26 protein-coding genes are annotated in these 25,621 nt (G+C 65.4%); 8 read left to right on the top strand and 18 right to left on the bottom strand.

Annotated features, from left to right (window positions below):
• The first annotated feature begins 53 nt into the window (after positions 1-53).
• A complete protein-coding gene (gene treS / locus CBI38_RS04410) occupies positions 54-2,258 on the top strand; it encodes a maltose alpha-D-glucosyltransferase (RefSeq protein WP_109326724.1) in 2,205 nt (734 codons plus the stop codon).
• Between the two features lie 19 nt (positions 2,259-2,277).
• Here treS and CBI38_RS04405 read toward each other — a convergent pair whose 3' ends face one another.
• From CBI38_RS04405 to CBI38_RS04340, 15 genes are all read right to left on the bottom strand, one after another.
• The gene (locus tag CBI38_RS04405) at positions 2,278-2,538 is read right to left on the bottom strand and encodes a HypC/HybG/HupF family hydrogenase formation chaperone (RefSeq protein ID WP_109326721.1); all 261 of its coding nucleotides are present in this window, start codon (positions 2,536-2,538) and stop codon (positions 2,278-2,280) included.
• Between the two features lie 3 nt (positions 2,539-2,541).
• On the bottom strand, positions 2,542-3,048 hold the full coding sequence (locus CBI38_RS04400; protein WP_109326720.1) for a hydrogenase maturation protease: 507 nt from the start codon (positions 3,046-3,048) through the stop codon (positions 2,542-2,544).
• Positions 3,049-3,055: 7 nt separating this feature from the next.
• The gene (locus tag CBI38_RS40525) at positions 3,056-3,175 is read right to left on the bottom strand and encodes a DUF6893 family small protein (protein ID WP_397517656.1); all 120 of its coding nucleotides are present in this window, start codon (positions 3,173-3,175) and stop codon (positions 3,056-3,058) included.
• Complete coding sequence (locus tag CBI38_RS04395; RefSeq protein ID WP_109326716.1) at positions 3,172-4,551, bottom strand: hypothetical protein; 1,380 nt, start codon at positions 4,549-4,551, stop codon at positions 3,172-3,174. The genes CBI38_RS40525 and CBI38_RS04395 overlap by 4 nt, the downstream gene beginning before the upstream one ends.
• Positions 4,548-5,195 (bottom strand): DUF6084 family protein, encoded by a 648-nt coding sequence (locus CBI38_RS04390; RefSeq protein WP_109326715.1) that lies wholly within the window; start codon positions 5,193-5,195, stop codon positions 4,548-4,550. The genes CBI38_RS04395 and CBI38_RS04390 overlap by 4 nt, the downstream gene beginning before the upstream one ends.
• A complete protein-coding gene (locus tag CBI38_RS04385; RefSeq protein WP_109326714.1) occupies positions 5,192-5,833 on the bottom strand; it encodes a DUF5947 family protein in 642 nt (213 codons plus the stop codon). The genes CBI38_RS04390 and CBI38_RS04385 overlap by 4 nt, the downstream gene beginning before the upstream one ends.
• Positions 5,833-6,750, bottom strand: a complete 918-nt coding sequence (locus tag CBI38_RS04380) for a NifU family protein (RefSeq protein ID WP_109326712.1) — start codon at positions 6,748-6,750, stop codon at positions 5,833-5,835. Before CBI38_RS04380 ends, CBI38_RS04385 begins: the two co-directional genes overlap by 1 nt.
• Before the next feature lie 10 nt (positions 6,751-6,760).
• Complete coding sequence (locus tag CBI38_RS04375) at positions 6,761-8,554, bottom strand: nickel-dependent hydrogenase large subunit (protein ID WP_109326710.1); 1,794 nt, start codon at positions 8,552-8,554, stop codon at positions 6,761-6,763.
• A 29-nt stretch (positions 8,555-8,583) separates the two neighbouring features.
• Positions 8,584-9,639, bottom strand: coding sequence for an NADH-quinone oxidoreductase subunit B family protein (locus CBI38_RS04370; protein ID WP_109326709.1), 1,056 nt, complete (start codon positions 9,637-9,639; stop codon positions 8,584-8,586).
• Positions 9,640-9,789: 150 nt separating this feature from the next.
• The gene (hypB, locus tag CBI38_RS04365; RefSeq protein ID WP_109326708.1) at positions 9,790-10,587 is read right to left on the bottom strand and encodes a hydrogenase nickel incorporation protein HypB; all 798 of its coding nucleotides are present in this window, start codon (positions 10,585-10,587) and stop codon (positions 9,790-9,792) included.
• A gap of 5 nt (positions 10,588-10,592) precedes the next feature.
• A complete protein-coding gene (gene hypA, locus CBI38_RS04360) occupies positions 10,593-10,922 on the bottom strand; it encodes a hydrogenase maturation nickel metallochaperone HypA (protein ID WP_109326702.1) in 330 nt (109 codons plus the stop codon).
• A gap of 91 nt (positions 10,923-11,013) precedes the next feature.
• On the bottom strand, positions 11,014-12,162 hold the full coding sequence (locus CBI38_RS04355) for an acetyl-CoA C-acetyltransferase (RefSeq protein ID WP_109326701.1): 1,149 nt from the start codon (positions 12,160-12,162) through the stop codon (positions 11,014-11,016).
• A 13-nt stretch (positions 12,163-12,175) separates the two neighbouring features.
• Complete coding sequence (locus CBI38_RS04350) at positions 12,176-12,790, bottom strand: TetR/AcrR family transcriptional regulator (protein WP_109326700.1); 615 nt, start codon at positions 12,788-12,790, stop codon at positions 12,176-12,178.
• Between the two features lie 99 nt (positions 12,791-12,889).
• Entirely contained in the window at positions 12,890-13,690 is an 801-nt protein-coding gene (locus CBI38_RS04345; RefSeq protein WP_109326699.1) for an SDR family oxidoreductase, read from the bottom strand.
• Positions 13,687-14,907, bottom strand: a complete 1,221-nt coding sequence (locus tag CBI38_RS04340) for an acyl-CoA dehydrogenase family protein (protein ID WP_109326698.1) — start codon at positions 14,905-14,907, stop codon at positions 13,687-13,689. Before CBI38_RS04340 ends, CBI38_RS04345 begins: the two co-directional genes overlap by 4 nt.
• 48 nt (positions 14,908-14,955) lie before the next feature.
• On the opposite strand from CBI38_RS04340, the gene fadD3 reads away from it, so the two are divergent.
• Genes fadD3 through CBI38_RS04315 form a run of 5 tightly spaced genes read left to right on the top strand, consistent with a single transcriptional unit; the run spans position 14,956 to position 20,547 of the window.
• Positions 14,956-16,506: a 3-[(3aS,4S,7aS)-7a-methyl-1,5-dioxo-octahydro-1H-inden-4-yl]propanoyl:CoA ligase gene (gene fadD3 / locus CBI38_RS04335; protein WP_109326697.1), complete on the top strand. Its 1,551-nt coding sequence runs from the start codon at positions 14,956-14,958 to the stop codon at positions 16,504-16,506.
• Entirely contained in the window at positions 16,503-17,375 is an 873-nt protein-coding gene (locus CBI38_RS04330; RefSeq protein WP_109326696.1) for an enoyl-CoA hydratase, read from the top strand. Before fadD3 ends, CBI38_RS04330 begins: the two co-directional genes overlap by 4 nt.
• Positions 17,376-18,536, top strand: a complete 1,161-nt coding sequence (locus CBI38_RS04325; RefSeq protein WP_109326695.1) for an acyl-CoA dehydrogenase family protein — start codon at positions 17,376-17,378, stop codon at positions 18,534-18,536.
• Complete coding sequence (locus CBI38_RS04320) at positions 18,533-19,501, top strand: acyl-CoA dehydrogenase family protein (RefSeq protein ID WP_109326694.1); 969 nt, start codon at positions 18,533-18,535, stop codon at positions 19,499-19,501. The genes CBI38_RS04325 and CBI38_RS04320 overlap by 4 nt, the downstream gene beginning before the upstream one ends.
• Complete coding sequence (locus CBI38_RS04315; protein WP_109326693.1) at positions 19,498-20,547, top strand: acyl-CoA dehydrogenase family protein; 1,050 nt, start codon at positions 19,498-19,500, stop codon at positions 20,545-20,547. Before CBI38_RS04320 ends, CBI38_RS04315 begins: the two co-directional genes overlap by 4 nt.
• An 18-nt stretch (positions 20,548-20,565) precedes the next feature.
• Here the strand turns inward: CBI38_RS04315 and CBI38_RS04310 are convergent, their stop codons facing one another.
• Positions 20,566-20,751 (bottom strand): cold-shock protein, encoded by a 186-nt coding sequence (locus CBI38_RS04310; RefSeq protein ID WP_109326692.1) that lies wholly within the window; start codon positions 20,749-20,751, stop codon positions 20,566-20,568.
• Between the two features lie 126 nt (positions 20,752-20,877).
• Here CBI38_RS04310 and CBI38_RS04305 point away from each other — a divergent pair, with 126 nt between their 5' ends.
• Complete coding sequence (locus CBI38_RS04305) at positions 20,878-22,194, top strand: HNH endonuclease signature motif containing protein (RefSeq protein WP_109326691.1); 1,317 nt, start codon at positions 20,878-20,880, stop codon at positions 22,192-22,194.
• A gap of 328 nt (positions 22,195-22,522) precedes the next feature.
• Here the strand turns inward: CBI38_RS04305 and CBI38_RS04300 are convergent, their stop codons facing one another.
• Complete coding sequence (locus tag CBI38_RS04300) at positions 22,523-23,347, bottom strand: HAD family hydrolase (protein WP_109326690.1); 825 nt, start codon at positions 23,345-23,347, stop codon at positions 22,523-22,525.
• 66 nt (positions 23,348-23,413) lie between these two features.
• Between CBI38_RS04300 and CBI38_RS04295 the strand changes: the two genes are divergently transcribed.
• Entirely contained in the window at positions 23,414-24,295 is an 882-nt protein-coding gene (locus CBI38_RS04295) for an aldo/keto reductase (RefSeq protein ID WP_109326687.1), read from the top strand.
• 69 nt (positions 24,296-24,364) lie between these two features.
• Here CBI38_RS04295 and CBI38_RS04290 read toward each other — a convergent pair whose 3' ends face one another.
• Positions 24,365-25,540, bottom strand: coding sequence for a cytochrome P450 (locus tag CBI38_RS04290; RefSeq protein WP_109326686.1), 1,176 nt, complete (start codon positions 25,538-25,540; stop codon positions 24,365-24,367).
• Between the last annotated feature and the right edge of the window lie 81 nt (positions 25,541-25,621).

Genomic DNA, 25,621 nt, shown 5'->3' with positions numbered 1-25,621 from the left:
ATTGTGCGTCACTATCGACGGGTACCCGGTTACCGAGAAACAGACGGAGGAACATGAACCCTGAGGTCCATCACGAGCCCAGTGAAGTCAGTTACGACGAGCAGTTCTATCCAGCACGACCACGACCTCTACGTCCGTCCGTCCGGCGTAGCCCGCGGGTGGACACCCAGTCCGGTGACGCGCACCCGTCGAATCCCGCCTACGTGGATTGGCTCATCAAGCAGTCCATCCTCCATGACGCAACTCAGATTGCCGAGCAGCTGTCCGGCAAGGGCAGCATGTGGCAGAACCCGTACGCAGACCCGAACCCGCGCGCGGCTGTCGAGCGTGCGCCCGTCTGGTTCACCGCATACCCCATATCGATCATCACGGCTGACGGTGCCAGTTTCCTGGCCTCACTCGGCGACGAGGCCCTGTGGCAGGCCTTTTCACAGATCGGCGTGACCGCAGTTCATACCGGGCCCGTCAAGCAGGCCGGCGGCATCAACGGCTGGCAGTCCACCCCGTCGGTGGACGGTCACTTCGACAGAATCAGTATGCAGATCGATGCCGCCTTCGGCACCGAGGAAGAGTTCCGTCGCCTCTGCGTCGTCGCCGCAGCGTATGACGGCACCGTCATCGACGACATCGTCCCGGGCCACACCGGCAAGGGCGCGGATTTCCGTCTGGCGGAGATGGCGTACGCGGACTATCCGGGGATCTACCACATGATCGAGATCGAACCCCCGGACTGGCACCTACTCCCCCGCGTGCCGGAGGGCCGGGACTCGGTCAACATCGACGCCGAGACCGAGGCCCAGTTGGCGCGTGCGGGCTACATCATCGGCCAACTCCAGCGTGTGATCTTCTACGAACTCGGTGTCAAGGAGACCAACTGGAGCGTCACGCCCGTCGTCACGGGAGTAGACGGCGTCGACCGGCGCTGGGTCTACCTGCACTATTTCAAGGCGGGTCAGCCCTCCATCAACTGGCTCGATCCATCGTTCGCGGGTATGCGGCTGGTCATCGGAGATGCGTGCCATTCACTGGCCGACCTCGGGGCAGGGGCCCTGCGACTCGACGCCAACGGCTTCCTAGGTGTCGAACGGCGAACGGAAGGACCGGGGTGGTCGGAAGGACATCCACTGTCGGAAGCGGCCAACCACCTGATCGCGAGCATCGTCCGCAAGATGGGCGGATTCACCTTCCAGGAGTTGAACCTCACCATCGACGACATCAAGGAGATGGGCACCAGCGGCGCGGACCTGTCGTACGACTTCATCAACCGGCCCGCCTATCACCATGCCCTGGTGATGGGCAACACCGAATTTCTTCGCTTGACCATGAATCTGGCGCGCGATCACGGCGTCGATACCGCATCCCTCGTCCATGCTCTGCAGAACCACGACGAGTTGACGTTCGAGCTGGTGCACTTCGCCACCCTCCACAAAGACGACGAATTCGTCTACGGCGGCGAGCCGATCAAGGGTTCTCAGCTCGGTGACCGCATCCGTAAGGACTTGTGCGAACGTCTCACCGGGCGATGGGCGCCGTACAATCGCACCTTCACCACCAACGGAATCGCCTGCACCACAGCCAGTGTCATCACGGCGACGTTCGGAATCCGGGACCTCGACCGGATGACGGCCGACGACGTCGCCATGGTCGAACGCGCGCATCTTCTCCTCGCGATGTACAACGCACTTCAGCCCGGGGTGTTCGCGTTGTCCGGCTGGGATCTGTGCGGGCTGCTCCCGGTACCCGTCGACGACGTAGCCGACCTCGTCCGCGAGGGCGACACGAGGTGGATCAACCGCGGCGCCCACGACCTCATGGGCGTCAACCCGGAGGCCACCCGATCGGAGTCCGGTATTCCGCGGGCCACCAGCCTCTACGGCACCCTGCCCGAGCAGTTACGGAATCCGGAGTCGTTCGCCTGCAAGCTGTCCCGGATCATCGAGGTTCGAAATCGCTTCGGAATTGCGACAGGCGTGCAGATCGATGTCCCGACGGTCTCACACAAGGGATTGCTGGTCATGGTGCACCAACTCGCTGACATGAGCACTCAGGTGACAGTCTTGAACTTCACCTCCGAGGAAATCACCGCAACGGTCCAATCGCAGCATCTACCCGCCGGTGCGGCCGCATACGACCTCTTCACCGACGAACTCGTCGGGACCGTCGACGAACTCCACAGCTTCCCGGTGACACTGCACGCGTACGAGGGCGTCCCCGTCATCCTGAAGGGCCCGCGCAGCGACGAGACACTGATCACGTGACCGAACCAGAGGACCCTGTTCACGCCTGGTCGTCGTCTGCCGTCCGCGATCGCCCCATCATCTCCAGTCCGGCCATCGCCCTCTCGGCGCCGGCTTCGTCGACCTTCTCCATGGCGAACCCCATGTGGATCACGATCCAGTCGCCGGGCTCCAGGTGCACGTCGTCGTCGAGCATGCCAATGTTGACGCGCCGCTCCTCGCCGACCACATCGACGAGGGCCAACTGGTTGCCGTAACCCTCGAGCATGCGCACTACGCGGCCGGGAATACCGAGACACATGATTCAGCTCTCCTTTCCCTCCGCTTGCAGAGCGGCACCGGCATCGAGCAGCTGCTGCACCACGTCCAGCACCGCCTCGACGGCCGGCTCCACGGCGGCCTGGACAGGTACCGACAGTCCGATGCCCTCCTCCGTGTTTTCCACCTGACACCCGAGCACCACGGTCCGCGGCAGGGTTCCGCCCAACGCCTGCAGGCTGGCGAAGACGGCAGCCGGGTCCATGCTGTGCGCGTCGAGAGGGGCGTCCGGAATCGAGTCGGGCTGCACTTCGACGGCACTGAGCGCGCCGGGGGCACCTCGGTTCGGAACCGCGTCGACAAGGAGGAGCGCGCCCCACCCGTCGAGCAGTTCGTACGCGAGATGGGTTCCCCGGATGCCGAAATCGACAGCGCGGACACCCGGCGGCAACGGCCTGGACGCGACTGCGCGCAGCACTTCGGGGCCGAACCCGTCGTCTCCGAAAAAGATATTGCCCACCCCGGCAACAAGAACTCGCCTGTCCACCGTCATGGAGCACTCACATCTGCCGGATACGCATATACCGCTTGATGTCGGGTAGCGAGACGACCGCTGCCACCACTCCGGCAACCGCCAGAATGGCCAACGCCGCCGTGGTGACCTCTCCGAGAACCTTCATGACTGTTCATCCTTTCCGGTGTCCGTCGATATGGGCTCCACCTCATCGGGGGCGAAGTACAGATACCGTCCGTACCACTCGTGCATGTCCGACGCCGGGTCGTCCTGCAACACGACGCCGATGTGTGTGTCACCGTCCACGTCGGCGTGGACGGTGACGACCCGGGCGAGTTGCCCGGCGAAGAACAAATCCTGGGCGTCCGCGCGACGCGACGGGTGGAGCCGCACCACGCTGCCGTTGGCGACCCGCACGCCGTCGACGAGCACACCGTCGACGTCGGGCCGAACCGCCTTGTCCGCCTCCGGGTCCCACCACGGGACGTCGTCGGTCAGTTCCGGGACGAGTCCCATGTCCGGAAGGTGTGGATCCCGCAGGATGCCGTGCATCTGCGCGAGCGTCGACGGCGACATCTCGTCGCAGCGGTCGATGATCCGTGCCGCGAGCGGGTCGGTGGCCCGGGCCTGACGCTTCTCGTCCTCGGTGAGAGTCATGACGCGGAGAGTGAGGATTTCATCGATCTCGGTGGCATCGAACAGGGCACCGTCGCTCTGCTCCGCAATCTCCGGGTGGTCGTACAAGATGATCGGTGACGCCAGCACGAGGTCGGTTTCCCCCGGCAACCCGGCGAGGACGGGATAGCACCGGTGCTGCGTGCACGCGGACGCCAGGTGTTCGGCCTCGGCCGGGGGTTCGAGTAGCGACACGAAGTCCGTGCCCTCTGCCGCGAGGATCAAATGCGCGCCAATCAGCGACTGCCGGATGGCGCCGTCCCGGTCCAGGCCGGAGTCGCCGGTAGTGACGTTCTCCACCTCGAGCCGAAGCCGGGTGAATCCGTCACTGTTCTCGCAGTCCGCCGTCACGACGGCGTCTGCAGGCCACCGGGTACGCACCACTCGACCGGCGAGAGACCCATCCGCTCTCCGCAGCTCCTCTACCTCGGAACCCCCGTCGATGTGGACGTCGAGACGTCGACCATCACCGCATTCTGCGAGCCTCGGTGCACCCAAGTCGAACTCACGTTCCACCGCCTCGTCCCAGCTGAGCCAGCTGGTCCCGTCGACGGTCAATTCGTCGACGCCGGCGAATTCGGTGCCCGCCTCATCGGTTGCCCGCTCGACACACCGCACCTGCAGCTGCAGGAATCGGAGGGTGATGCCGACCGCCGCGTTGTCGTCCGCCCGCAACAACGTCGAGCAGGACATCGTCGATTCCTCGCCGACACCTGCATCCGCTGCGCCCGGTGGCCCCACGACACCGAACTGCCATCGTGACTGGTTCTTCGACGAACTCGCACGATACGGATAGAGCAGGTAACCCTCGTAGAGCACCGCATCGGCGACGGCGCGCACGCGCTGCAGGGACGCCGGGGAGATCATGCGATCACCTCCCCGGCTCCCTGCAGCAGATCCGAGACGGCAACATCCAACCCGATCAGGCCGTGCGACGATTTGTACCGCGCGAGTGCCGCGAGCGTGTCCTGGTCGAGGCGCAGCCAGCCCGTGTTCGGATAATGCGCCGACACCAGGTCCCGCCAGACGGTCACCGGCAGTTCGTAGGTGGCCTCCCGGTCCCAGGGAATTCGTTCGACACCGAACCCGGCAACACCCCGGGTGAAGACGGTGCCACTGAACAGGAACATCAACGGGATCGGTGAATCTGCGGCTTCGAGGGCGTGCAGATACTTCGACGCCGTCACCTCGAAGTCGTAGGTACACGGAAGCGGAAGGTCCACCACGGTCGACCCGGTGAAACCCTGGGCGACAGTGCTGGTCTCCATCCACTGGAAAGGCTTCAACGTTGCTGTCCACCGCGCACGCGGGCCGAACAAGTCGAGCAGCCCTTCGGCCTCCCGGTCGGTGTAACGACGGCGCTGTGGGTCGAGCCGCACTTGACACCGGAGGGCCATGGCATGCACCACGGCACCCGTCGTCTCCGCCACCCGAAGGCGGGCAGTGAGATTGGGGACGACGGCATACGGTTCGGGAAGAACCTCTTCGACGTCGAACGACAGCTCCGTCACGACGGCTCCTTCGCGACGCGGCTGCGGGACCGTACCGTGTCGAAGAAAGTGTCGATGGCGCGGCGGGCATCCTGGCCGCCGTCGAATCCTCGCCACAGCCGGCGAAGCTCACCCACCAATTGGTAGCAGGCGTCGATCGGGACGAGAAAACACTCGGGTTCGCCACCGTGTTCGGGCACCCGCAACAACAGCGCTTCGGTATCGGCCGACAGCTGGGTGAGCGCCGGGTTGGCGGCGAGCACGTCGTCCCAGGCGGCGAGTGGAAGTTCCGATTCGGTGGCGCCGGCCGGCCCGGGATAGAACGCGATCGTCCTGCCCAGGGCGGAGTTCCGGAACACGAACGCGAGCCCTACGGGAATCTCGAGTTCGTCCCAGCGCCCCGGTGCCAGCGCGAAGTTCGGGAACGACAGGTAGCGGTCGGGTACCGCGCGGAAACGCAGCTCCGCCGTGTCGTCGGTGAACAGCAGATAACATCCGCGGCACACGCACATCAGGTGTCTCTCCGACACGTTCACTACGTGCTGGTGGGCGTCGGCGATCGGGACGGCACACATGTCGCACCGTTCGCCTTCCACGGTTTGCGGACGTTGGGAGGCGATTCGCTGCAGAATCCTCAATCCTTTTCCGGACGCGCCCATCACGCCACCTCCGCGGCCGGTACCGCCACGGAGATCACGCCGTCACGGACCAGAACCGGCAGTGGAGCCAGTGGTTCGGCCTCGGGATCACCGTCGAGCCGTTTTCCTGCGCCCCGGGGATCGAAATGCGCGCGGCACGTGGGACACCGGAGCACGGCGTCGCCGACCTTGCCGCCTGCTCGCCGCTGCAGGGTGGCCCCGGCCAGTGAGTTGGTGCACGCCGCGCAGCGGTCGCGGAACGCGAACAGCTGCTCCCCGATCCGGCACACCAGCACCGGCAACCCCGCGAGCGAGAAACCGCCGACCTCCCCCGACGCGAGGTCCGCGATGTCGGGCGCCGATACCCACGTTCCGGTTCCCGACTCGTGAGCATGAACGTGCGAGAACAACGACTCCGTGGCGATCAACCCGGACCCGGCCTCCGGTTTCGCGCCGACCACTTCGATGTCGACCGTCTCGGGTGCGGCGGAATACACGGCGTCCTTGACAGCGAGTTCCAAGGTCACCGCCGAAGACGGGCAGCTCTGACAACTGCCCGTGAGGCGCAGTTGTACCACTCCGTCTGTGACACCGAGCAATTCGACGTCACCGCCGTGTGAACCCAGATACGGACGCACACTGTCCAGCGCGGTGGCCACCCTCGTCTCGACGTCGTGGGGATGCAGACCGTTGACCAACAGCAAACTGGCGACGAGTTCGTCGGCGGCGAGCCGGTCGACCAGTGCGCGGTCCTGCTCACCGACGATCTCGAGCACCCGCTCCAGGCCCGCACCGTACAGTTCGACGACCTCCCGGACAAGTTGCTCGGCGCGTTCGCGGGCAACCGCGCCGCCCGCCGAACTGGCGTCCAGGAGGGCGTCGATCCTTTCACCGGCGGTCCGCCAGCGATCGGGGCCGTCTACTCCAGCCTCCTCCATGCCTGCCTCGTCACTCGCCGGTCACGGACTGGGTGGGCGAATGCAGCTTCTCCAGTGTCTTTCCCTCTCCCAGATACATGTGGACACCACAGGGCAGGCACGGATCGAAACTGCGGACGGTCCGCATGATGTCGATGCCTTTGAAGTGGTCCCGGTCGTTCTCCTCGAAGATGGGCGACTTCTGCACTGCATCCTCGTAGGGGCCGGGTGTTCCGTAACTGTCCCGGGGATTCGCGTTCCACGGTGTCGGGGGGTACGGATGGTAGTTCGCGATCTTACCGTCCCGAATTACCATGTGGTGCGACAGAACTCCGCGCACAGCCTCCGTGAAGCCGCATCCGATTCCCTCGTCGGGGACGTCGAACTTCTCCCACGTCTTGGTGTGCCCGGCCCGGATCTCGGCCAGCGCCTTCTCGGCGAAATGCAGGGCACATGCCGCCGCATACGCCTGGAAGTAGGTCCTCGCACGATTGCGTTCGAGGGTGTTACTGCCGTGCCGCGGAATGTTCCACTCCAGCTCGACCGGGCCCTTCAGCGCCGTCTTCGGCAGGTTGATCTTCACACTGTGGCCCGTCGACTGCACGTAACCGATATCCACCAACTGCGCGAGGGCCGTACTCCAGAGTCGGGCGAGCGGACCACCACCGGTATCGAGGGCGAGATAGTCCTTGCCGTCGTACCATCGCGGCGACATCACCCAGCTGTACTTCTCGTCCATGTCCCGCTTCTGCGGATGCGGGTTGGTGTGCTGGTTCCAGGGATGCCGGCGATCGACTGTGTTACCCAGCGGGTCCTTCTCGACGAACATCTCCTGGTCGGTCCAGTCGTCGTAGTACGAGCTGCCCAGAAGGATGCGGATACCGAGGTTGATGTCCACGAGGGAAGTCGTCACGAGTTTGCCGTCCACGATGACACCGGGAGTGACGAACATGGACCGGCCCCAGTTCTCCATGTCCTTGTACTCGAAGTTGCACACCGCCGGATCCTGGAACGACCCCCAGCAGCCGAGCAGAGTGCGACGGAGTCCGACGTTCTCATACCCCGGAATGGCCTCGTAGAAGAAGTCGAACAGGTCGTCGTGCATGGGGACGACCTTCTTCATGAATTCGACGTAGCGCATCAGGCGGGACACGTAGTCGGTCATCAACTGGACGGTCGCCGACGTGCCCACACCTCCCGGATACAGCGTCGACGGATGGACGTGCCGTCCTTCCATGAGGCAGAACATTTCCCGCGTCCAACGGCTGACCTGCAGCGCCTCGCGGTAGAACTCGCCGGTGAACGGGTTGAGCGATCGCATGATGTCGGCGATGGTCCGGTAACCGTGGTCCCCGGCGTGCGGCGCCGGAGTGTTCTCCGCCTGCGCGAGCACCCCGGGGTTCGTCTCCGAGACCATCTTCTCGCAGAAGTCCACACCGACCAGATTTTCCTGGAAGATGTTGTGGTCGAACATGTATTCAGCGGCTTCACCGAGATTGACGATCCATTCGCCGATATGCGGCGGCTGCACGCCGTACGCCATGTTCTGGCAATAACACGAACAGGTGGCGTGGTTGTCGCCGCAGATACCGCAGATGCGGCTTGTGATGAAGTGGGCGTCGCGCGGATCCTTTCCTTTCATGAAGATCGAATAGCCGCGGAAAATCGAGGACGTGCTGTGGCACTCCACGACTTCCTTCTGCTTGAAGTCGATCTTCGTGTAGATACCGAGGCTGCCGACGATGCGTGTGATCGGATCCCACGCCATCTCCACCAAGCCATCGGTTTCCGTCTTGTGCGAAGGATCCGGAATGATCGTTGTCATCGACGTACCTCTCAGAGGCCCGAGCTGGGCTACCAGGTGCGAGTGGCGCCTGTGGTCAGTTTCGTGCCGCGGCTACGCCACTGCGGCTCTTTGTCCAAGGTGTTCTTGGTGATTCTGCGCAGACTGCGGATCGCGGAGCCGTACAGACCGGATGCGGTCGTGGACAGCCTTCCGCCGGGCGGCTCGTCCATGAAAGGCATGAACTTGTCCGGGAATCCCGGCATCGTGCAACCGATGCAGATTCCGCCCACGTTCGGGCAACCGCCCACACCGTTGATCCACCCACGCTTGGGGACGTTGCATTTGACGACGGGCCCCCAGCAGCCGAGCTTGACGATGCACTTGGGTGAGCCGTACTCGGTGGCGAAGTCGCCCTGCTCGTAGTACCCGGCCCGGTCACAGCCCTCGTGAACTGTGCTTCCGAACAGCCACTGCGGACGCAGCGCGTCGTCGAGCGGAATCATCGGCGCCTGTTCGGTGGCCATGTACAGCAGATAGGTCAACGTCTCGGACAGATTGTCCGGCTGGATCGGGCAACCCGGTACACACACGATCGGAATGCCCGCCTTCGATTTCCAATCCCAGCCGAGGTAATCAGGGACGCCCATCGCTCCCGTCGGGTTGCCGGCCATCGCGTGGATACCGCCGTACGTCGCGCACGTACCGGCCGCCACGATTGCCGTCGCTTTGGGAGCCAGCTTGTCGAGCCACTCACTCGTCGTGACGGGCTGACCGGTCTCCGGGTTGTTGCCGAAACCGCACCAGTACCCCTCGTCGTGAAGTTGCTCATTGGGGATCGACCCCTCGACGACCAGTACGAAAGGTTCCAGTTCGCCGCGGTCGGCCTTCCAGAACCACTCGATGAAGTCGTCGGCGCCGCCCTCGGGCCCACATTCGAAGTCGATCAGCGGCCAGTGCACGGCCACCTTCGGCAGGCCCGGCAGAGCGCCGAGAGCGATTTCCTCGACACTGGGCTGAGTGGCAGCGGTCAAGGCCACCGAATCCCCGTCGCAGCTGAGTCCCGCGTTGATCCACAGGACGTGGATCAGGGTTTCCTCGGCTTTGATTGCTTCCTGTGTCGGCATAGCAGGTCGCTTTCCGGAGCCGAACACGGCTCCTGTCGCCACCGGGGTCGACCGTCGGCCCACCTGTGTGACGCTATTCCCTATTTAGCTCCTCACGGTGTTCGCGTGTCAACGGCCCTCAGGTACATCGGGCCAGTTCAGCCATGACCGTTACTGCGCCGCGATCCAGTCGTACCACTGCTGCATGCCCTGTCCCGTGGTCGCGGACAAGGTGATCGCCTCGAGATGGGGATTCACCGACCGGGCATACTTCGTGCAGAGATCCACGTCGAAGTCGACGTACGGCAACAGGTCCGACTTGTTGACCACCACCAGATTCGCCGCAGCGAACATGTGCGGATATTTCAGCGGCTTGTCGGTGCCCTCGGTCACGGAGATCACCACCACCCGGGACCGCTCCCCGAGGTCGAACAGCGCCGGGCACACCAGGTTTCCCACGTTCTCGATGAACAACAACGAGTTCGGGCCGGGATCGAGCGCCGTCAGCGCATCGCGCATCATCTCCGCGTCCAGGTGACACCCCGCGCCCGTGTTCACCTGCACGACAGCGCAACCCGTCGCCTCGATCCGGTTGGCGTCGAGCATCGTCTCCTGATCTCCCTCGATCACCGAGACCGGACGGTGTCCGCCGATGTCGGCGATGGTCCGCTCGAGCAAGGTGGTCTTCCCGGACCCGGGGGAACTCATCATGTTCAGCGCGAGCACGCCCCGTTCGGCCAGCCAGGCCCGGTTGCGCTCGGCCGTCAGGTCGTTCTTGGCCAGCACCTTCTGCTCGAGGGTGACCGTCTCATGCTCGTGCTCGTGCTCGTGCGGGTGCTCGTGGTCGTGCGGGTGGTCGTGCGGGTGCTCGTGGTCGTGCGGGTGCTCGTGGTCGTGCGGGTGCTCGTGGGTGTGGGGGCGGCTGACCCTGGTACCGGTGTCGTCGCCGCATCCGCAGGTGGCGCACATACGCCTCAGCTCACTTCCATCGAGAGGATTCGTAATTCCCGGCCCGAGGTGACCTCGACATCGGCACTTCCACACGGACACAGCAACACCAGGTCGGTGAGCGAGAAAGTGGTGCCGCACTCGCGGCACTGCGCGCTGCCCGGCGAGTGGTCGATGTCGAGTCGGGCCCCATGCGCCACAGTCCCTTCCGTGACCAACTCGAAACAGAACTGCATCGAATCGGCGACCACCGCGGTCAGGGCGCCCACCTGGACCCGCACACTGTGAACGGTCCGTCCGGCGGCTTTCTCGCAGACGGCATCGACGACGCTCTGGGTGATTGCCAGTTCGTGCATCACGACCCCGCTTACGGACTCGTCACCTCTCCATCGAGCGTAGCGCTTCGCGCCCGTGAGTACTTATTAACCATGGGAGGTTAATAAGTACTCACAGTCGTTCGATGATGGTGGCGTTGGCGGTGCCGCCGCCCTCGCAGATGGTCTGCAGACCGTACCGGCCGCCGGTGCGCTCGAGTTCGTTGAGCAGTGTTGCCATCAGTTTGGTGCCGGTCGCGCCCAGCGGATGTCCCAGGGCGATCGCGCCGCCGTTCACGTTGACCTTCGCCGGGTCGGCCCCGATCTCCTTGATCCATGCGAGCACCACCGGGGCGAAGGCCTCGTTGATTTCGACGAGATCGATGTCGTCGATGCTCAGGCCCGTCTTCTCCAACGCGTAGCGCGTAGCCGGAATCGGTGCACTCAACATGAAGATCGGGTCCGCGCCGCGGGCACTGAGGTGATGGATGCGGGCACGTGGGGTCAATCCGTATCGCTCGACGGCCTCAGCGGACGCGAGAAGCACCGTGCTCGCGCCGTCGGAGATCTGGCTCGCGACTGCGGCCGTCAACCGGCCACCCTCCGTGAGGGTCTTCAACGACGCCATCTTCTCGAGGCTCGTCTCACGCGGACCCTCGTCCGTCGTCACCTCCCCGAACGGCACGATCTCGCGGTCGAAGCGGCCCTCCGCGATCGCCGTCCGCGCGCGCTCGTGGCTCTGCAACGCCCAGCGCTCGAGTTCCTCCCGGCTGATGTCCCACTTGTCCGCGATCAACTCCGCGCCGCGGAACTGCGACACCTCCTGGTCGCCGTAGCGCTCCACCCACCCCGTCGACCCGCCGAACGGGGTGTCGAATCCGTACTGCTGCCCCACCATCATCGCCGACGCGATCGGGATCTGGCTCATGTTCTGCACGCCGCCGGCGAGAATGAGGTCGGCGGTGCCGCTGAGGATCGCCTGTGCGCCGAAGTGCACGGCCTGCTGACTCGACCCGCACTGACGGTCGACGGTGACACCCGGAACCTCCTCCGGATATCCGGCCGCCAGCCACGCCGTCCGTGCGATGTTGCCCGCCTGGCCGCCGATCGCGTCGACGCACCCGAAGACGACGTCGTCGACGCCGGCGGGGTCGATGCCGGTGCGGTTGACGATCGCCTTGATGACGTGCGCACCCAGGTCTGCGGGGTGCACGCCGGACAGGCCACCGTTCTTCTTGCCGATCGGGGTCCGGACGGCGTCGACGATGTATGCCTCGGTCATGGAGAACTCCTAGTCAGATGGTTCTGGGGCTCGCGAGTCCGTCGAGGACTATCGAGAGGTACTGCTTGGCGACCGTGTCGACGGTCAGGGAGCCGCCGGGCCGGTACCAGCGCACGGCGACCCAGGCGGTGTCGCGCATGAAGCGGAAGGCGAGTTCGACGTCGATGTCGGGGCGGAAGCTGCCGTCCCGCACACCGGCCTCGAGCACACCGACCCACAGCTCGCGGAATTCGGTGTTCAGTTCCGCCAGATAGGCGAAGCGTTCGTTGGCGACGAGGTGCTTGACCTCGTCCTGATAGATCGCCACCGCGGAATGCGACGTGTCGATCGCCTCGTACGAAGTGGTGACCAAGGCTTCGAGGGTCGCGCGGCTATTGCGCCCGGACGCCACGATCTCGCGGTATTTGCCGAACAGGTCGTCCAGGAAGTCTCGCAGTATCTCGTCGACCATCGATTCCTTGGAGTCGAAGTGGTGGTAGAGGCTGCCCGACAAGATGCCGGCTGCGTCGGCGATATCACGGACGGTGGTGGCCCGCAGACCACGCTCCGCGAACAGCTGGGCCGCGATCTCGAGCAGCTCGGCCCGGCGTCCGGTCTTGGACGTCTCGTCGATTCGGGGTGCAGTCATCATTCCATCCTATCAACCAAGCGCTTGCTAGGGCCTTCGGCCCCGTGAGTGGTTAACGAGTCCAGGCACTCGTCAACCCCTCACGGGCGGCGGAGCCGCCTACGCCCGCTGCGACGACACCGACACGACCTCACCGGTGAGATATGTGGTGTAGTCGCTGGCGAGCATCGCGATGGTCGCGGCGATCTCCCACACCTCGGCGGCGCGTCCGAACGCTTCCCCTGACGCCAGCCGGTCGAGTAGTTCCTCGCTGGTGACCTTGGCGAGGAAGGCATGACGGGCGATGGACGGCGCGACAGCGTTGATCCGCACCCCGTACTCGGCGGCCTCGATGGCGCTGCACCGGGTCAGGGCCATGACCCCTGCCTTCGCGGCCGCATAGTGCGCCTGCGAGTGCTGCGCCCGCCAACCGAGGACGGACGCGTTGTTGACGAGCACTCCGTTGTGCTCGACCGCCTTGAAGTAGCGCAGCGCCGCGCGGGTGGCCCGAAATGTTCCGTTCAGGGTGATGTCGAGGACGCGGTCCCACTCCTCGTCCGTCATGTCGACGAGAGGCGTCTCACCGCCGAGCCCGGCGTTGTTGACGAGGACATCGATCCGGCCCAGAGCGTCGGCGGCCCCGGAGATCAGCGCGTCCACCTGTTCCGTGCTCGACACGTCACAGGCGAGCGCCTTCACCGTGCGTTCGGGAAATTCGGCGGCAAGCTTCTCCTGTGTCTCGCCCAGCCGGCGTTCGTGCCAGTCGGACACCAGCACGTCGGCACCCTCGAGGAGGGCGCGGCGGGCGGATGCGAACCCGATGCCGGTGCCGGCCGCGGCGGTCACGACGACCTTCTTGCCCTTCAGCAGGTCGTGTCCGGGGGTCTCGACGGGCGCGGTGGCGAGTGGAGCAGTAGTCACGGTCGTGCCTCTCGGGGAAGTCCGAGCACGCGCTCGGAGATGATGTTGCGCTGGATCTCGTTGGATCCGCCGTAGATCGTGTCGGCGCGGGTGAACAGGAACAGCCGCTGCCATTCGTCCAGTTCGAGATGTTCGGGGTCGGCGATGTCCGACGACGGTCCCGTGGGCGCCAGCAGTGATGCCGCACCCTGCACGTCCATCGCCAACTGGCCGAGGTCGCGATGCCAGTTGGCCCACAACAACTTTGCGACCGACGCTTCGGGACCGGACGTGCCGGCGTCCACCGCGTCGAGGGTGCGCATCGCGTGCGCCCGCATCACTCGAAGCCCGACCCACGCCCGCGCAATCTTCTCCCGGATATGCGGATCGGAGGCCGCGCCGTTGGCACGCGCGAGGTCGACGATTCCCTGCAGTTCACGGGCGAAGCCGATCTGCTGACCGAGGGTGGAGACCCCGCGTTCGAAGGTGAGCAGGCCCATCGCGACCCGCCAGCCGTCACCCGGTTCGCCCACCACGAGATCCACGTCGGTCACGGCGTCGTCGAAGAACACCTCGTTGAACTCGGACGTGCCGGTGAGTTGCTGAATCGGGCGCACGGTGACGCCTGGCTGATCGAGGGGGACGAGGAGGAAGCTGAGTCCGTGGTGTCGCTTCGACCCTGGCTCGGTGCGGCACAGCACGAACGCCCACTGCGCCACGTGAGCGAGCGAGGTCCACACCTTCTGCCCGTTGATCACCCATCTGCCGCCCTCGAGCCGGGCCGTCGTCGCGACGTTGGCGAGGTCGGATCCGGCGCCCGGCTCGGAGTATCCCTGCGCCCACAGTTCGGTGACCGTCTTGATCCCGGGCAGGAAACGACGCTTCTGCTCCTCGGTGCCGAACGCGATCAGCGTCGGCCCGAGCAGTTCCTCGCCCACATGACTGACCCTCGCCGGGGCCCCCGACTTCGCGTACTCCTGGTGGAACGTGACCTGCTGGGCCAGGGTGGCCCCGCGTCCCCCGTACTCCGCAGGCCAGCCGAGGCAGGTCCACCCCGCGGCCGCGAGGTGGCGGTCCCAGGCGAGTCGTTCTTCGAAGAACTCGTGCTCGCTGCCGGGTCCACCCTTGCCTTCGAGGCGTGCGAAGTCGCCGGTCAGGTTCTCCGCCAGCCAGGTTCTCACGGTCTGGGCGAAGTCGTCGTCGGTGATCAGCCCGTCCGGGCTCTCGCTCTGGTCCACGTCTGTAAGATAACCTACCAAGCACTTGCTAGGTAGGTAGGGAGCGAAGTGACCGCACAACCGACAACCACTCCGGCCGCCGTGATCGCGGCCGCACACGACTTCGGCGAACGCGAAGCCGTGGCGGACGGCGACGTCCGTCTGACCTTCACACAGCTCCACGACCGTGTCCGCGATTTCGCCGCAGCGCTCTGCGCGCGCGGCGTACAGCCAGGTGAGCACGTCGCGATCTGGTCTCCCAATACGTTTCACTGGGTGATCGCGGCACTGGGGGTGCACTACGCGAGGGCGACGCTGGTCCCGATCAACACCCGCTACACCGCGACCGAGGCCCTCGACATCGTGGAGCGCACGAAGGCCGCCGTGCTGGTGGTCGCAGGCATGTTCCTCGGCACCGACCGGTACGCGACCCTGCGAGACGAGTCGAGCACCCTCGACCTGCCGACCGTGGTCCGCGTGCCCGTCGACGGGGGCGACGTCGAAAGACCCGGAGTCCTCGACTTCGACGACTTCCTCGCCCTCGCCACGGACGACACCCGGGCGGCGGCAGACAGGCGGGCCCGGGCCGTCGACGCCGAGGACATCGCAGATGTGATGTTCACGTCCGGGACTACGGGACGGAGCAAGGGTGTGCTGAGCGCACACCGGCAGGTGGTGGGGATCGCGCGGGCCTGGGCCGACTGTGCCGAGGTGACCGCCGACGACAACTACCTCGTCATCAACCCGTTCTTCCACACGTTCGGATACAAGGCGGGCATTCTCGTCTGCCTCCTCACCGGGGCGACCGTCGTGCCGATGGCCGTGTTCGACGTGCCCAAGGTGATGGCCACCGTGCACGACGAACACATCACCGTGTTGCCCGGTGCCCCCACGATCTTCCAGTCGATCCTCGACCACCCCGACCGCTCCCGCTACGACCTGTCGAGTCTGCGCATCGCGGTGACGGGCGCGGCAGCGGTCCCGGTGGCGCTCGTCGAACGCATGCAGTCCGAGTTGAGCTTCGAAGCAGTCCTCACGGCGTACGGCCAGACCGAGGCGGTGGTGATCACCATGTGCCGCACCGACGACGATCCCGTGACCGTCTCGACCACGTCCGGTCGGGCCATTCCCGGTATGGAGGTGCGGATCGGTGAGCGAGGCGAAATTCTCGTGCGCGGGGAGAACGTCATGCTCGGTTACCTCGACGACCCGGAGGCAACGGCCCGCACCATCGAATCGGACGGCTGGTTGCACACCGGTGACGTCGGGGTTCTCGACGAACGCGGGTACCTGGACATCACCGACCGCCTGAAGGACATGTACATCTCGGGCGGGTTCAATGTGTACCCGGCCGAGGTGGAGAACGCTCTGGCGCGCCTGGACGGCGTTGCCGAATCCGCCGTCATCGGTGTACCGGACGAGCGCATGGGCGAGGTCGGCCGGGCGTACGTCGTGGCGAAACCGGGCACCTCCCTGACCGAGGACGACGTGATCGCCTTCGGCAAGAAGCACCTCGCGGGATTCAAGGTCCCGCGCACGGTGCGATTCGTCGACTCCCTGCCCCGGAACCCGTCCGGGAAAGTAATGAAGAACATCTTGCGTGAGGAGAAATCATCATGACGGTCCCCGACGAGGGTGACGTCGTCACCTACGACGTGCGCGACGGTGTGGCATTCGTGACGCTCAACCGTCCCGATTACCGGAACGCCCAGAATTCGGTGATGACGTACGCACTCGATGCCGCGTTCGAGCGGGCAGTCGAGGACGACGAGGTGAAGGTGATCGTCCTGGCCGGCAACGGAAAACACTTCAGCGCCGGACACGACATCGGCACACCGGGTCGCGACCATCACGTCCACTACGACAACAAGGCCGTGATGTGGTGGGACCACGTCGACAAGCCTGGTGGCGACCAGCGGTTCGCCCGGGAGATGGAGGTCTATCTCGGGATGTGCCGCCGGTGGCGCGAGATCCCCAAACCCACCATCGCGATGGTGCAGGGGGCCTGCATCGCGGGCGGTTTGATGCTGGCGTGGGTGTGTGACTTGATCGTGGCGTCCGACGATGCGTTCTTCTCCGATCCGGTCGTACGTATGGGCATTCCCGGTGTCGAGTACTTCGCCCATCCGTGGATGATGAATCCGCGGTTCGCGAAGGAAATTCTCTACACCGGTGATCGATTCCCCGCACAACGCGCCTACGAGGTCGGCATGATCAACCGCGTGGTTCCGCGAGAGGACCTCGAGAAGGAAACCCTCGCGATCGCCGGACGGATCGCTGCCATGCCGCGATTCGGGCTCGCGCTCACCAAGAAGGCCGTCAACCAGTGCGAGGACCAGATGGGCATGCGGAACGGCATGGACTCCGTCTTCGGATTGCACCATTTCGCGCACGCGCACAATGCCGAGATCGACACGGATCCGCTCGGCGGAATGAACGCCAAGTCGATGGCGGAAAGCGCACGTAACTCGGAGAACGGGGCCAAGTAAGTGGATCTGGAGTACGACGACACCACTCTCGCGTTCCGCGACGAGGTACGAGCGTTCCTGAAGGACAACGTGCCGTCGCGCCCCCTGCCGTCGATGGACACGGCCGAGGGATTCGAGGCCCACCGGCAGTGGGAACGCACGCTCGCCGACGCCCGCCTGTCGGTGGTGTCGTGGCCGGAAGAGCTCGGCGGCCGCGACGCCTCACTGCTGGAGTGGGTGGTCTTCGAGGAGGAGTACTACCGCTCCGGCGCGCCCGGGCGGGTCAGCCAGAACGGCATCTTCCTGTTGGCGCCCACACTGTTCGAGCATGCCAACGCGGAGCAGCTGGCACGCATCATGCCGCGCATGGCCCGGGCCGACGACATCTGGGCCCAGGCCTGGTCGGAACCGGAGTCGGGCAGTGACCTCGCCTCACTACGTTCCACCGCTCGCCGCGTCGACGGCGGTTGGGTGCTGAACGGACAGAAGACGTGGAGTTCCCGAGCCACCTTTGCGGACTGGGGGTTCGGTCTGTTCCGATCCGACCCCGACGCGCAGCGGCACAAGGGCATCACCTACTTCATGTTCGACCTCCGCTCCCCGGGTGTCACCGTGCGCCCGATCGACCAGCTCGACGGTGAACCCGGTTTCGCCGAGATCTTCCTCGAGGACGTCTTCGTCCCCGACGACCCGGCCCACCCGGGCGAGTCGGGCGTGATCGGCGGCGTCAACGAGGGCTGGCGCGTCGCGATGAGCACCGCGTCCAACGAGCGCGGTCTGTCCCTGCGCAGCCCCGGCCGGTTCCTTGCCACCGTCGACCGGCTGATCGAGCTGTTCGAGTCGACGGGCCGCACCGACGACACCGCGTTGCGTAACCGCGTCGCGGACGCCTGGATCGGGGCCCGCGCCTATCAGCTCAACACCTTCGGCACGGTGACTCGTCTCGCCGAAGGCGGGCAACTGGGCGCCGAGTCGTCGATCAACAAGGTGTTCTGGTCGGAGTGGGACATCGCCACCCACGAGACCGCCCTCGAATTGCAGGGGGCCTCGGCCGAGCTCGCCGACAACTGGATGGACGGTTACCTGTTCTCCCTGTCGGGCCCGATCTACGCCGGCACCAACGAGATTCAGAAGAACGTCATCGCCGAGCGGCTGCTCGGCCTACCCAAGGCGGATAAATGAGATTCGCGCTCGACTCCTCCCAGCAGGACTTCGCATCCAGTATCGATGCGCTGCTGTCGAAGTCCGATATGCCGGCGGTGATCCGGTCCTGGAACCGTGGTGACACAGAACCCGGCCGGAAGGTGTGGCAGCGTCTGGCCGAGACCGGGATCAACGGGTTGCTGATCGGTGAGGAGCACGACGGTCTGGGCGCAGACGCCGTCGATCTCGTCGTCGCCGTGGAGCAGCTGGGGCGCCACGCCGTGCCCGGCCCGGTGGCCGAGACCATCGCTGTGGCACCGCACTTACTCGCACAGGCCGCACCGGGGCGCCTGTCCGCCCTCGCCGAAGGCTCACTGGCTACCGTGGCCACTCCCCCACACGTGCCGTCCGCCGTCGATGCGGACACCGCGGATCTCGTGCTCCTCGTCGAAAACTCGTCACTTCACCTCGGCGATCCGGGAGTGGTGCAGGACTCTGTCGACCAATCCCGCCGCCTCTTCCCCGTGACCGCCGGACAACGCCTGGGCGCGGTCGAGTGTGCGCCCGCCTTCGATCTGGGTGCGCTCGCCACCGCGGCGCAGCTGCAGGGACTCGGACACACCCTGCTCGAGATGACCACCGATTACGCCAAGCAGCGCAAGCAGTTCGGCAAGGTGATCGGGCAGTTCCAGGCCATCAAACATCACCTCGCGGAGGTGGCCGTCGGGCTCGAGATGTCCCGGCCGCTGCTGCACGGCGCGGCGCTGTCGGTTCGGGACGGCTCCCCGAACGCCCCTCGCGACGTCTCCGCGGCCAAGGTGGCCTGCGGTGACGCCGCCTACCGGGCGGCGCGCGTGGCGCTGCAGGTGCACGGCGCCATCGGTTATACCCAGGAACACGATCTGTCGCTGTGGCTTACCAAAGTCCGGGCACTCGTCACCGCTTGGGGCACACCATCTTTCCACCGCGGTCGCGTGGTCGATTCCCTCGTGGGTGCGTCATGAGCTTCGACAACGACGAGCGGGCCGACCTCCGCGCGTCCGTACGCAACCTGCTGTCCAAGCATTCCGACTCCGGTGCCGTCCGCCGCGCTATCACTACCGAACACGGCTACGACGAAGCCCTCTGGGCACGGCTGTGCGAGCAGATCGGCGTCGCGGCACTGGCCACCCCGGAGAAGTACGACGGCGTCGGCGCCTCCCTACTCGAAGTGCATGTGGTGCAGGAAGAACTGGGGCGGACGCTCACACCGTCACCGATGCTGGGCAGTGCCGTCCTCGCCGCGCAGACCCTACTGCTGTCGGGCGACGACGACGCCTGCGCCCGGCTACTCCCGACTATTGCCGCGGGTTCGGTGACCGCATTGTGCTGGGCAGGTTCCGAAGGCTGGTTCCGTTTCGGGGTCACCGCGGCGGGCGAGACCCTGTCGGGCACGGCGCAGTACGTCCTCGGCGGCGACGTCGCCGACGTGCTGCTAGTCCTCACGGACGACGGCCTGTTCGAAGTTTCGGCGACGGCGGACGGCGTGACCCGACGACGGGTACCCACGATGGATCCGACGCGGACGCTGGCCGAGGTGACCTTCGACGACGTGGCCGCACGCCGGCTGGTGTCGTCACCCGACCTCGTCGACAGCATCCGTACCGTCGCGTTGATCGCCCTGTCGGCGGAACAGGTCGGCGCGGCGTCCGCGGTGTTGGAACAGACGGTCGAATATACGAAGTCACGCAAGCAGTTCGGACGGGCCATCGGGTCGTTCCAGGCGCTCAAGCACCGCATGGCCGACATGTACGCGTTGGTCGAGACGGCCCGCTCGATGTCGTACGCCGCGGCGCTGTCGGGCACGTACGAGGACGCCGTCATCGCCAAGGTGTACTGCTCCGAGGCGCTGCAGTCGGTGGCAGCCGAGGCCATCCAACTCCACGGGGGCATCGCGATCACCTGGGAGCACGACACCCAGCTCTACTTCAAACGCGCCCACGGCAGCGCCCAGCTCTTCGGGCAGCCGCGGGACTATCTGCCGCTTTTGAATTCGGAGGCTTGGCGATGAGGGAAGTAGCGAGCAGATCTACTCTGCTTTCCGAACGTCCAGAGCACGATGGTGGTAGCCGTCCTGCGTCCCGCTGACCACTCTCTCGGGCTCGAAGGTGACGTGCTGTCCTGGCGTCAGCGAACGGAAACCTGGGCCGGCGACGTCGCTGAAATGCGTCCACGCGCCACCGGGGGTGGCGTCGGAATCGATGATGCCCTGCATCCCCCGATGTTCCAGCTACGGACCACCCCGGTAGCTGCCATGCCGCCATGTCCTCTTGACGATGATGCGGTTGGGCGGGATTGGCAAGCCATTGACTCGAACAAACGTTCGAGCTAGAATTGAATCATGGGGATCGGGGAGGATATCCAGGGGGCGTTGCCGGACGAGATTCTGGCGACTGCGGTCGGTGATGCGTGGCATCTGGCCGAGGCCGAGTTGCTCGAATCGGTGGTTGCTGTGTCGGAGGAGATTCAGCGACTCGAGGCTTTGCGCGTCAGGCTCGTCGGTGCCGTCGACCACCGCTGCAATGTCGATGTGCTCGGCTTTCCGAACACCAAGATGTGGCTGGCCTCCACAACATTGCTCGAGGTCGGGGCGGCGGGACGAATCGTGATGTTGGGACGAGGGTTACGTTCCCAACCGGAAATCGCGGACGCATACTTCGACACCACGATGTCGGCGGAGCACACCGCACTGATCATGAAATTCTGCGAGAGACCGCCCCAAGGCATGCCACTCGAAGCGATGGACGACTGCCGAACCGCATTGCTGTACGCGGCGAGCGGTCCTACCGCCAACACCGACGCCGTGCGGGCCGTCATCGCTCGACTCGAACGCGCCTTCGAATCCGACGACCCGCCGCCCGCCGAAGACACCGAACTCAACGAATTCCACGCCTCCCGAACACTCAACGGACGCGTCGCCGTCAAAGGCGACCTCGACGCCGTCACCGGCGAAATGCTGCTCTCCGCGCTCTCCGGACTCTCCAAGCCGCGACCCGCGCAGGACGGAACCACAGACAACCGCACCCCCGGCCAGCGCAGGGCCGCCGGGTTCACCGAACTGCTGCGCCGGTACCTCAACTCCGCAATCGCCGGCGAAGAAGGCGGAGAACGACCCCACGTCTCCCTCCACATCAACATCAAAGACCTCGCCGACCACGCCGGCGGCAGCGCAGAGGATCAGCGCGGCGTCTGCGCGACCGACGCGTCGCTGTTCGCGGTCGATGGGGTCGCGTGGACCGAATGGATGGGACCGCTGAGCCTGCGAGCGGCTCGGCTCCTCAGCTGTGACTCGATCTTCACGCCGATCGTGCTCGACGACCACGGGGCGCCACTCGACCTCGGCACCACCACCCGGACCGTGACCAAACGGCAACGAAAAGCACTGGTCGCGAGAGATCGAGGATGCGCATTCCCCGGATGCGGTGCGCCACCGTCATGGTGCGAGGGCCATCACATCATTCCCTGGTCTGCAGGTGGGCCATCCGACATGGACAACCTCGTGCTGCTCTGCGGGTTCCATCACCGACTGCTCCACCACAGCGACTGGGAAATCGAAATCGGAGCAGACCGGCACCCCGCCTTCATCCCGCCCCGGCAACTCGACCGGGAACGCACACCCATACCCGCGCACAACCAGGCCCGGCCCCGAGCGGCCTGACCCCCGAGGCGCGACACACACTTGCCGACTCTGCAACAGGACCACTCCTGTTGCCCGAGCCGGCATGCGTTCATCCCGATCGCCCAGGCCAGAGGTCAGCGAACCGCGTTGTGGTTCCCTTCGATACAGCCGATTTTCCAAGTGGAATTCGGTGCGGTTTCGACCAGGAGTCCAACCACGATTTACGGGTCGACTCGAGCTCTCTCGAGTAGCCGACCTTGCGCAGATCGTCTTTCTTCTCGGCTTCGACTAGAAGGTGTTGACGTCGTAGAGCCCCAGGAAACAAATAGCCAGTCCATCCATCGAAGACGGTGGACTCGTTAACCACTCACGGGGGCGAAGCGCCTACCAGCTCCTCCAGGTACGTGGCGACCGCGTCCTCGTCGTTGCTCGGCAGCACACGGTCGGCCAGCGCCTGAACCTCGGCTATGGCGTTCGACGGGCACAGTGCCGTCCCTGCCCAGGCCAGCATGGGCAGGTCGTTGATCGCATCACCCACGACGGCCACCTCGGACGCTCCGATTCCGTCGACTGCGCACAGTTCGGCGAGTGCACTGGCCTTCGACACACCCGATGCGGCCATTTCGACGTACGGCGCGCCGGAATGTGTCAGCTCGACACCGTCGACGCCGGCGGACAGCGCCTTCCGGTACACGTCCGAACTCGACACCTCCGGGTGTCGGGCGACGATCTTCACCATCGGCTCGTCCAGGTCGGGCAGCAGCTCGGACAGCGACATGTCGTGGGGGTGCCGATGGTGGTCGGCGAAGTCGCACAGCGCGGCGTACGCCGGCTCGGCGACGAAGCGGGTGGGTCCCACGTTCGCGAACACGACACCCGGGAGCAGCGTCCGCACCCTGCTCATTGCGGCCGACGCGGAGGCCATCGCGATCGACGTCGTGGCCGTCACCACGGGGGTGCCGTCGGCGAGATCGAGGACCACTGCCCCGTTGGCACAGATAGCCCGGCCGCGAAACCCGCACGACTGCGCCAGTTCGTGCACCGAGTGGCGGGCCCGGGCGGTTGCCCAGACGATCTCGATTCCGGACTGCTGCGCCGTCGCCATCGCGTGTGCAGTGCGGGACGAGATCACGCGGTCCGAGCGCAACAGGGTGCCGTCGAGGTCGGTCGCGAGAAGCCGGATCTGCGTCACCCCCGCATGATGCCAGGCCGGGCTTGCCGCGCGCCGGACACCAGCACAGTCGATAGCCTGGACACCATGAGTCCTCGAGTACCGCACATCGTGCTGAATTCCGGAACCACCATCCCGCAGCTCGGCCTGGGAGTATGGCAGGCCACCAACGACGAGACCGAACACGCTGTCCGGTTCGCCATCGACGAGGCGGGCTACCGACACATCGATACCGCCGCCGCATACGGCAACGAGGAGGGGGTCGGGCGCGGCATCTCCGGCTCGGGCGTCGACCGGGAAGATATTTTCCTCACCACCAAGCTGTGGAATTCCGACCAGGGCTACGAGCCGGCGCTGAAGGCTTTCGACGCCAGCCTCGCCCGGCTCGGCCTCGACTACGTCGACCTCTACCTCATCCACTGGCCGCTCCAGGACGACGACCGCATCCTGCGCACCTGGGATGCGATGGAGAAGATCGCCGAATCGGGGAAGGCCAAGGCAATCGGGGTGTGCAACTTCGAGCCACGACATCTGCAGCTGCTGGTCGATCGGGGTGGTGTCGTACCCGCCGTCGACCAGGTGGAGCTGCATCCCCATCTCGCGCAGCTCGACATCCGCAAGTACGGCGCCGAGCACGGCATCGCGGTGGAGTCGTGGAGCCCGCTGGGCGGCACCAGCAACTCCGGTTGGGGTAGCGACTCGAAGCCCAACACGCTCCTCACCGACCCGATCATCACTCGCATCGGCGACCGGCACAGCAAGACTGCGGCGCAGGTCCTGATCCGCTGGCATCTGCAGAACGGGCTGATCGTCATCCCGAAGTCGGTGCACGACGCACGCATCGCCGAGAACATCGACGTCTTCGACTTCGAGCTCACCGATCAGGACCTCAGCGAGATCGAGACGATGGATGACGGCACACGCGTCGGCGCCCACCCGGACGAGCTGAACATCGGCGCCCCGGAGTAGGCGGCTCCGCCGCCCGTGAGTGGTTAACGAGTCCTGAGACTCGCTAACCACTCACGGGCGCGAAGCGCCTCACCACTTCACCGGCATCTCCTCCAGCCCGGACACGAAGTTGGCGGGGCGGCGGCGCAATGGGCCGTCGTCGACGAGCGTCATGTCCGGCAACCTCGACAGCAGCTGTTCGAACATGATCCTGGCTTCGAGGCGGGCCAACTGGTTGCCGAGGCAGAAGTGGGTGCCGAAACCGAAGGCGACGTGCGGGTTCGGTGACCGTGCGATGTCGAAGCGGTTCGGGTCGTCGAACACGGCGTCGTCGAAGTTCGCCGATTCGAACAGCAACATCATCTTCTCGCCGCGCCGCAGCTGTGTGCCGAAGAAGTCGGCGTCGCGGGTCACCGTGCGGCACATGTTCTTGATAGGCGAGGACCAGCGGAGCATTTCTTCGATGGCCGCCGGAATACCGTCCGGGTCGCGCACCAGACTCGCCTGCTGATCGGGGTGACGCATCAACTGCTCCATCCCGCCACTCAGGACGTGCCGCGTGGTTTCGTCGCCGCCGATCAATATGAGCAGGGTCTCTCCGACGATGTCCTCGTCGCTGAGGCGGTGTCCGTCGATTTCGCTGTGCACCAGAATGCTGGTGAGATCGTCCGTCGGATTCTTCCGGCGGTCGGCGATCGTGCGGTGCGTGAATTCGGTGAATGCCAGGTAGGCGTTCAGCTGGGCCTGCAGGCTTTCTTCGGTGACGTTGCTGCCGAGTGCATTCATGAGATCGTCGGACCATTGCAGGAAGGTGTCGCGTTCTTCGGGGCGCACACCGAGCATGTCACCGACCACGGCCATGGGTAGCGGGGCCGCCAGATCACGGACGAAGTCCGCCTCGCCCTTGTCGCACACCGCATCGATCAACTGGTCGCAGATCTCGCGAATCCGGTCGATCTTGGCTTCTACCTTCTTGCGGGTGAAGCCCGCGTTGACCAGGCGACGATGTTGCAGGTGCTGTGGGTCGTCCATGTCGATCATTTGTGGCAGCGGACCGACTCCGGGCCTGATCCCGCCCGCGTTGGAGAACAACTCCGGATCGCGCTCCGCGGTGAGCACCGCTTCGTAGCTGGCCGCCCCGAGGATGCCGTCCGCGCGGTACACCGGTTCGTAGGCGCGCATCCAGGCGTATGCCTCCCGCGGATCTCCGAGTTCGCCCGAGTAGAACCGCCCGTCGATCAGATCGAATTCCGGCCTGTTCCCCATCGACGTGCTCCTCAGCATTGAATCCTGCGAACCGTGCCCCGATAATAGAACGTGTTCTTACTATGACACAGGGGTATAGCG

Source organism: Rhodococcus oxybenzonivorans, from assembly GCF_003130705.1.
Taxonomy (GTDB): domain Bacteria; phylum Actinomycetota; class Actinomycetes; order Mycobacteriales; family Mycobacteriaceae; genus Rhodococcus_F; species Rhodococcus_F oxybenzonivorans.
Note: the sequence above shows the minus strand (reverse complement) of the source record. Positions and strands in the feature narration are given on the sequence as shown.

What these genes read in the sequence shown, in the direction of transcription:
- CBI38_RS04355 (WP_109326701.1), bottom strand. Translation starts at nt 12,162, where the DNA reads ATGACCGAGGCATACATCGTCGACGCCGTCCGGACCCCGATCGGCAAG.
- CBI38_RS04370 (WP_109326709.1), bottom strand. Translation starts at nt 9,639, where the DNA reads ATGCCGACACAGGAAGCAATCAAAGCCGAGGAAACCCTGATCCACGTC.
- CBI38_RS04395 (WP_109326716.1), bottom strand. Translation starts at nt 4,551, where the DNA reads ATGATCTCCCCGGCGTCCCTGCAGCGCGTGCGCGCCGTCGCCGATGCG.
- CBI38_RS40525 (WP_397517656.1), bottom strand. Translation starts at nt 3,175, where the DNA reads ATGAAGGTTCTCGGAGAGGTCACCACGGCGGCGTTGGCCATTCTGGCG.
- CBI38_RS04320 (WP_109326694.1), top strand. Translation starts at nt 18,533, where the DNA reads ATGAGATTCGCGCTCGACTCCTCCCAGCAGGACTTCGCATCCAGTATC.
- CBI38_RS04330 (WP_109326696.1), top strand. Translation starts at nt 16,503, where the DNA reads ATGACGGTCCCCGACGAGGGTGACGTCGTCACCTACGACGTGCGCGAC.
- CBI38_RS04385 (WP_109326714.1), bottom strand. Translation starts at nt 5,833, where the DNA reads ATGGGCGCGTCCGGAAAAGGATTGAGGATTCTGCAGCGAATCGCCTCC.
- CBI38_RS04310 (WP_109326692.1), bottom strand. Translation starts at nt 20,751, where the DNA reads ATGCAGGGCATCATCGATTCCGACGCCACCCCCGGTGGCGCGTGGACG.
- CBI38_RS04380 (WP_109326712.1), bottom strand. Translation starts at nt 6,750, where the DNA reads ATGGAGGAGGCTGGAGTAGACGGCCCCGATCGCTGGCGGACCGCCGGT.
- CBI38_RS04295 (WP_109326687.1), top strand. Translation starts at nt 23,414, where the DNA reads ATGAGTCCTCGAGTACCGCACATCGTGCTGAATTCCGGAACCACCATC.
- CBI38_RS04290 (WP_109326686.1), bottom strand. Translation starts at nt 25,540, where the DNA reads ATGGGGAACAGGCCGGAATTCGATCTGATCGACGGGCGGTTCTACTCG.
- CBI38_RS04305 (WP_109326691.1), top strand. Translation starts at nt 20,878, where the DNA reads ATGGGGATCGGGGAGGATATCCAGGGGGCGTTGCCGGACGAGATTCTG.
- hypB (WP_109326708.1), bottom strand. Translation starts at nt 10,587, where the DNA reads ATGTGCGCCACCTGCGGATGCGGCGACGACACCGGTACCAGGGTCAGC.
- CBI38_RS04400 (WP_109326720.1), bottom strand. Translation starts at nt 3,048, where the DNA reads ATGACGGTGGACAGGCGAGTTCTTGTTGCCGGGGTGGGCAATATCTTT.
- CBI38_RS04350 (WP_109326700.1), bottom strand. Translation starts at nt 12,790, where the DNA reads ATGACTGCACCCCGAATCGACGAGACGTCCAAGACCGGACGCCGGGCC.
- CBI38_RS04405 (WP_109326721.1), bottom strand. Translation starts at nt 2,538, where the DNA reads ATGTGTCTCGGTATTCCCGGCCGCGTAGTGCGCATGCTCGAGGGTTAC.
- hypA (WP_109326702.1), bottom strand. Translation starts at nt 10,922, where the DNA reads ATGCACGAACTGGCAATCACCCAGAGCGTCGTCGATGCCGTCTGCGAG.
- treS (WP_109326724.1), top strand. Translation starts at nt 54, where the DNA reads ATGAACCCTGAGGTCCATCACGAGCCCAGTGAAGTCAGTTACGACGAG.
- CBI38_RS04375 (WP_109326710.1), bottom strand. Translation starts at nt 8,554, where the DNA reads ATGACAACGATCATTCCGGATCCTTCGCACAAGACGGAAACCGATGGC.
- CBI38_RS04315 (WP_109326693.1), top strand. Translation starts at nt 19,498, where the DNA reads ATGAGCTTCGACAACGACGAGCGGGCCGACCTCCGCGCGTCCGTACGC.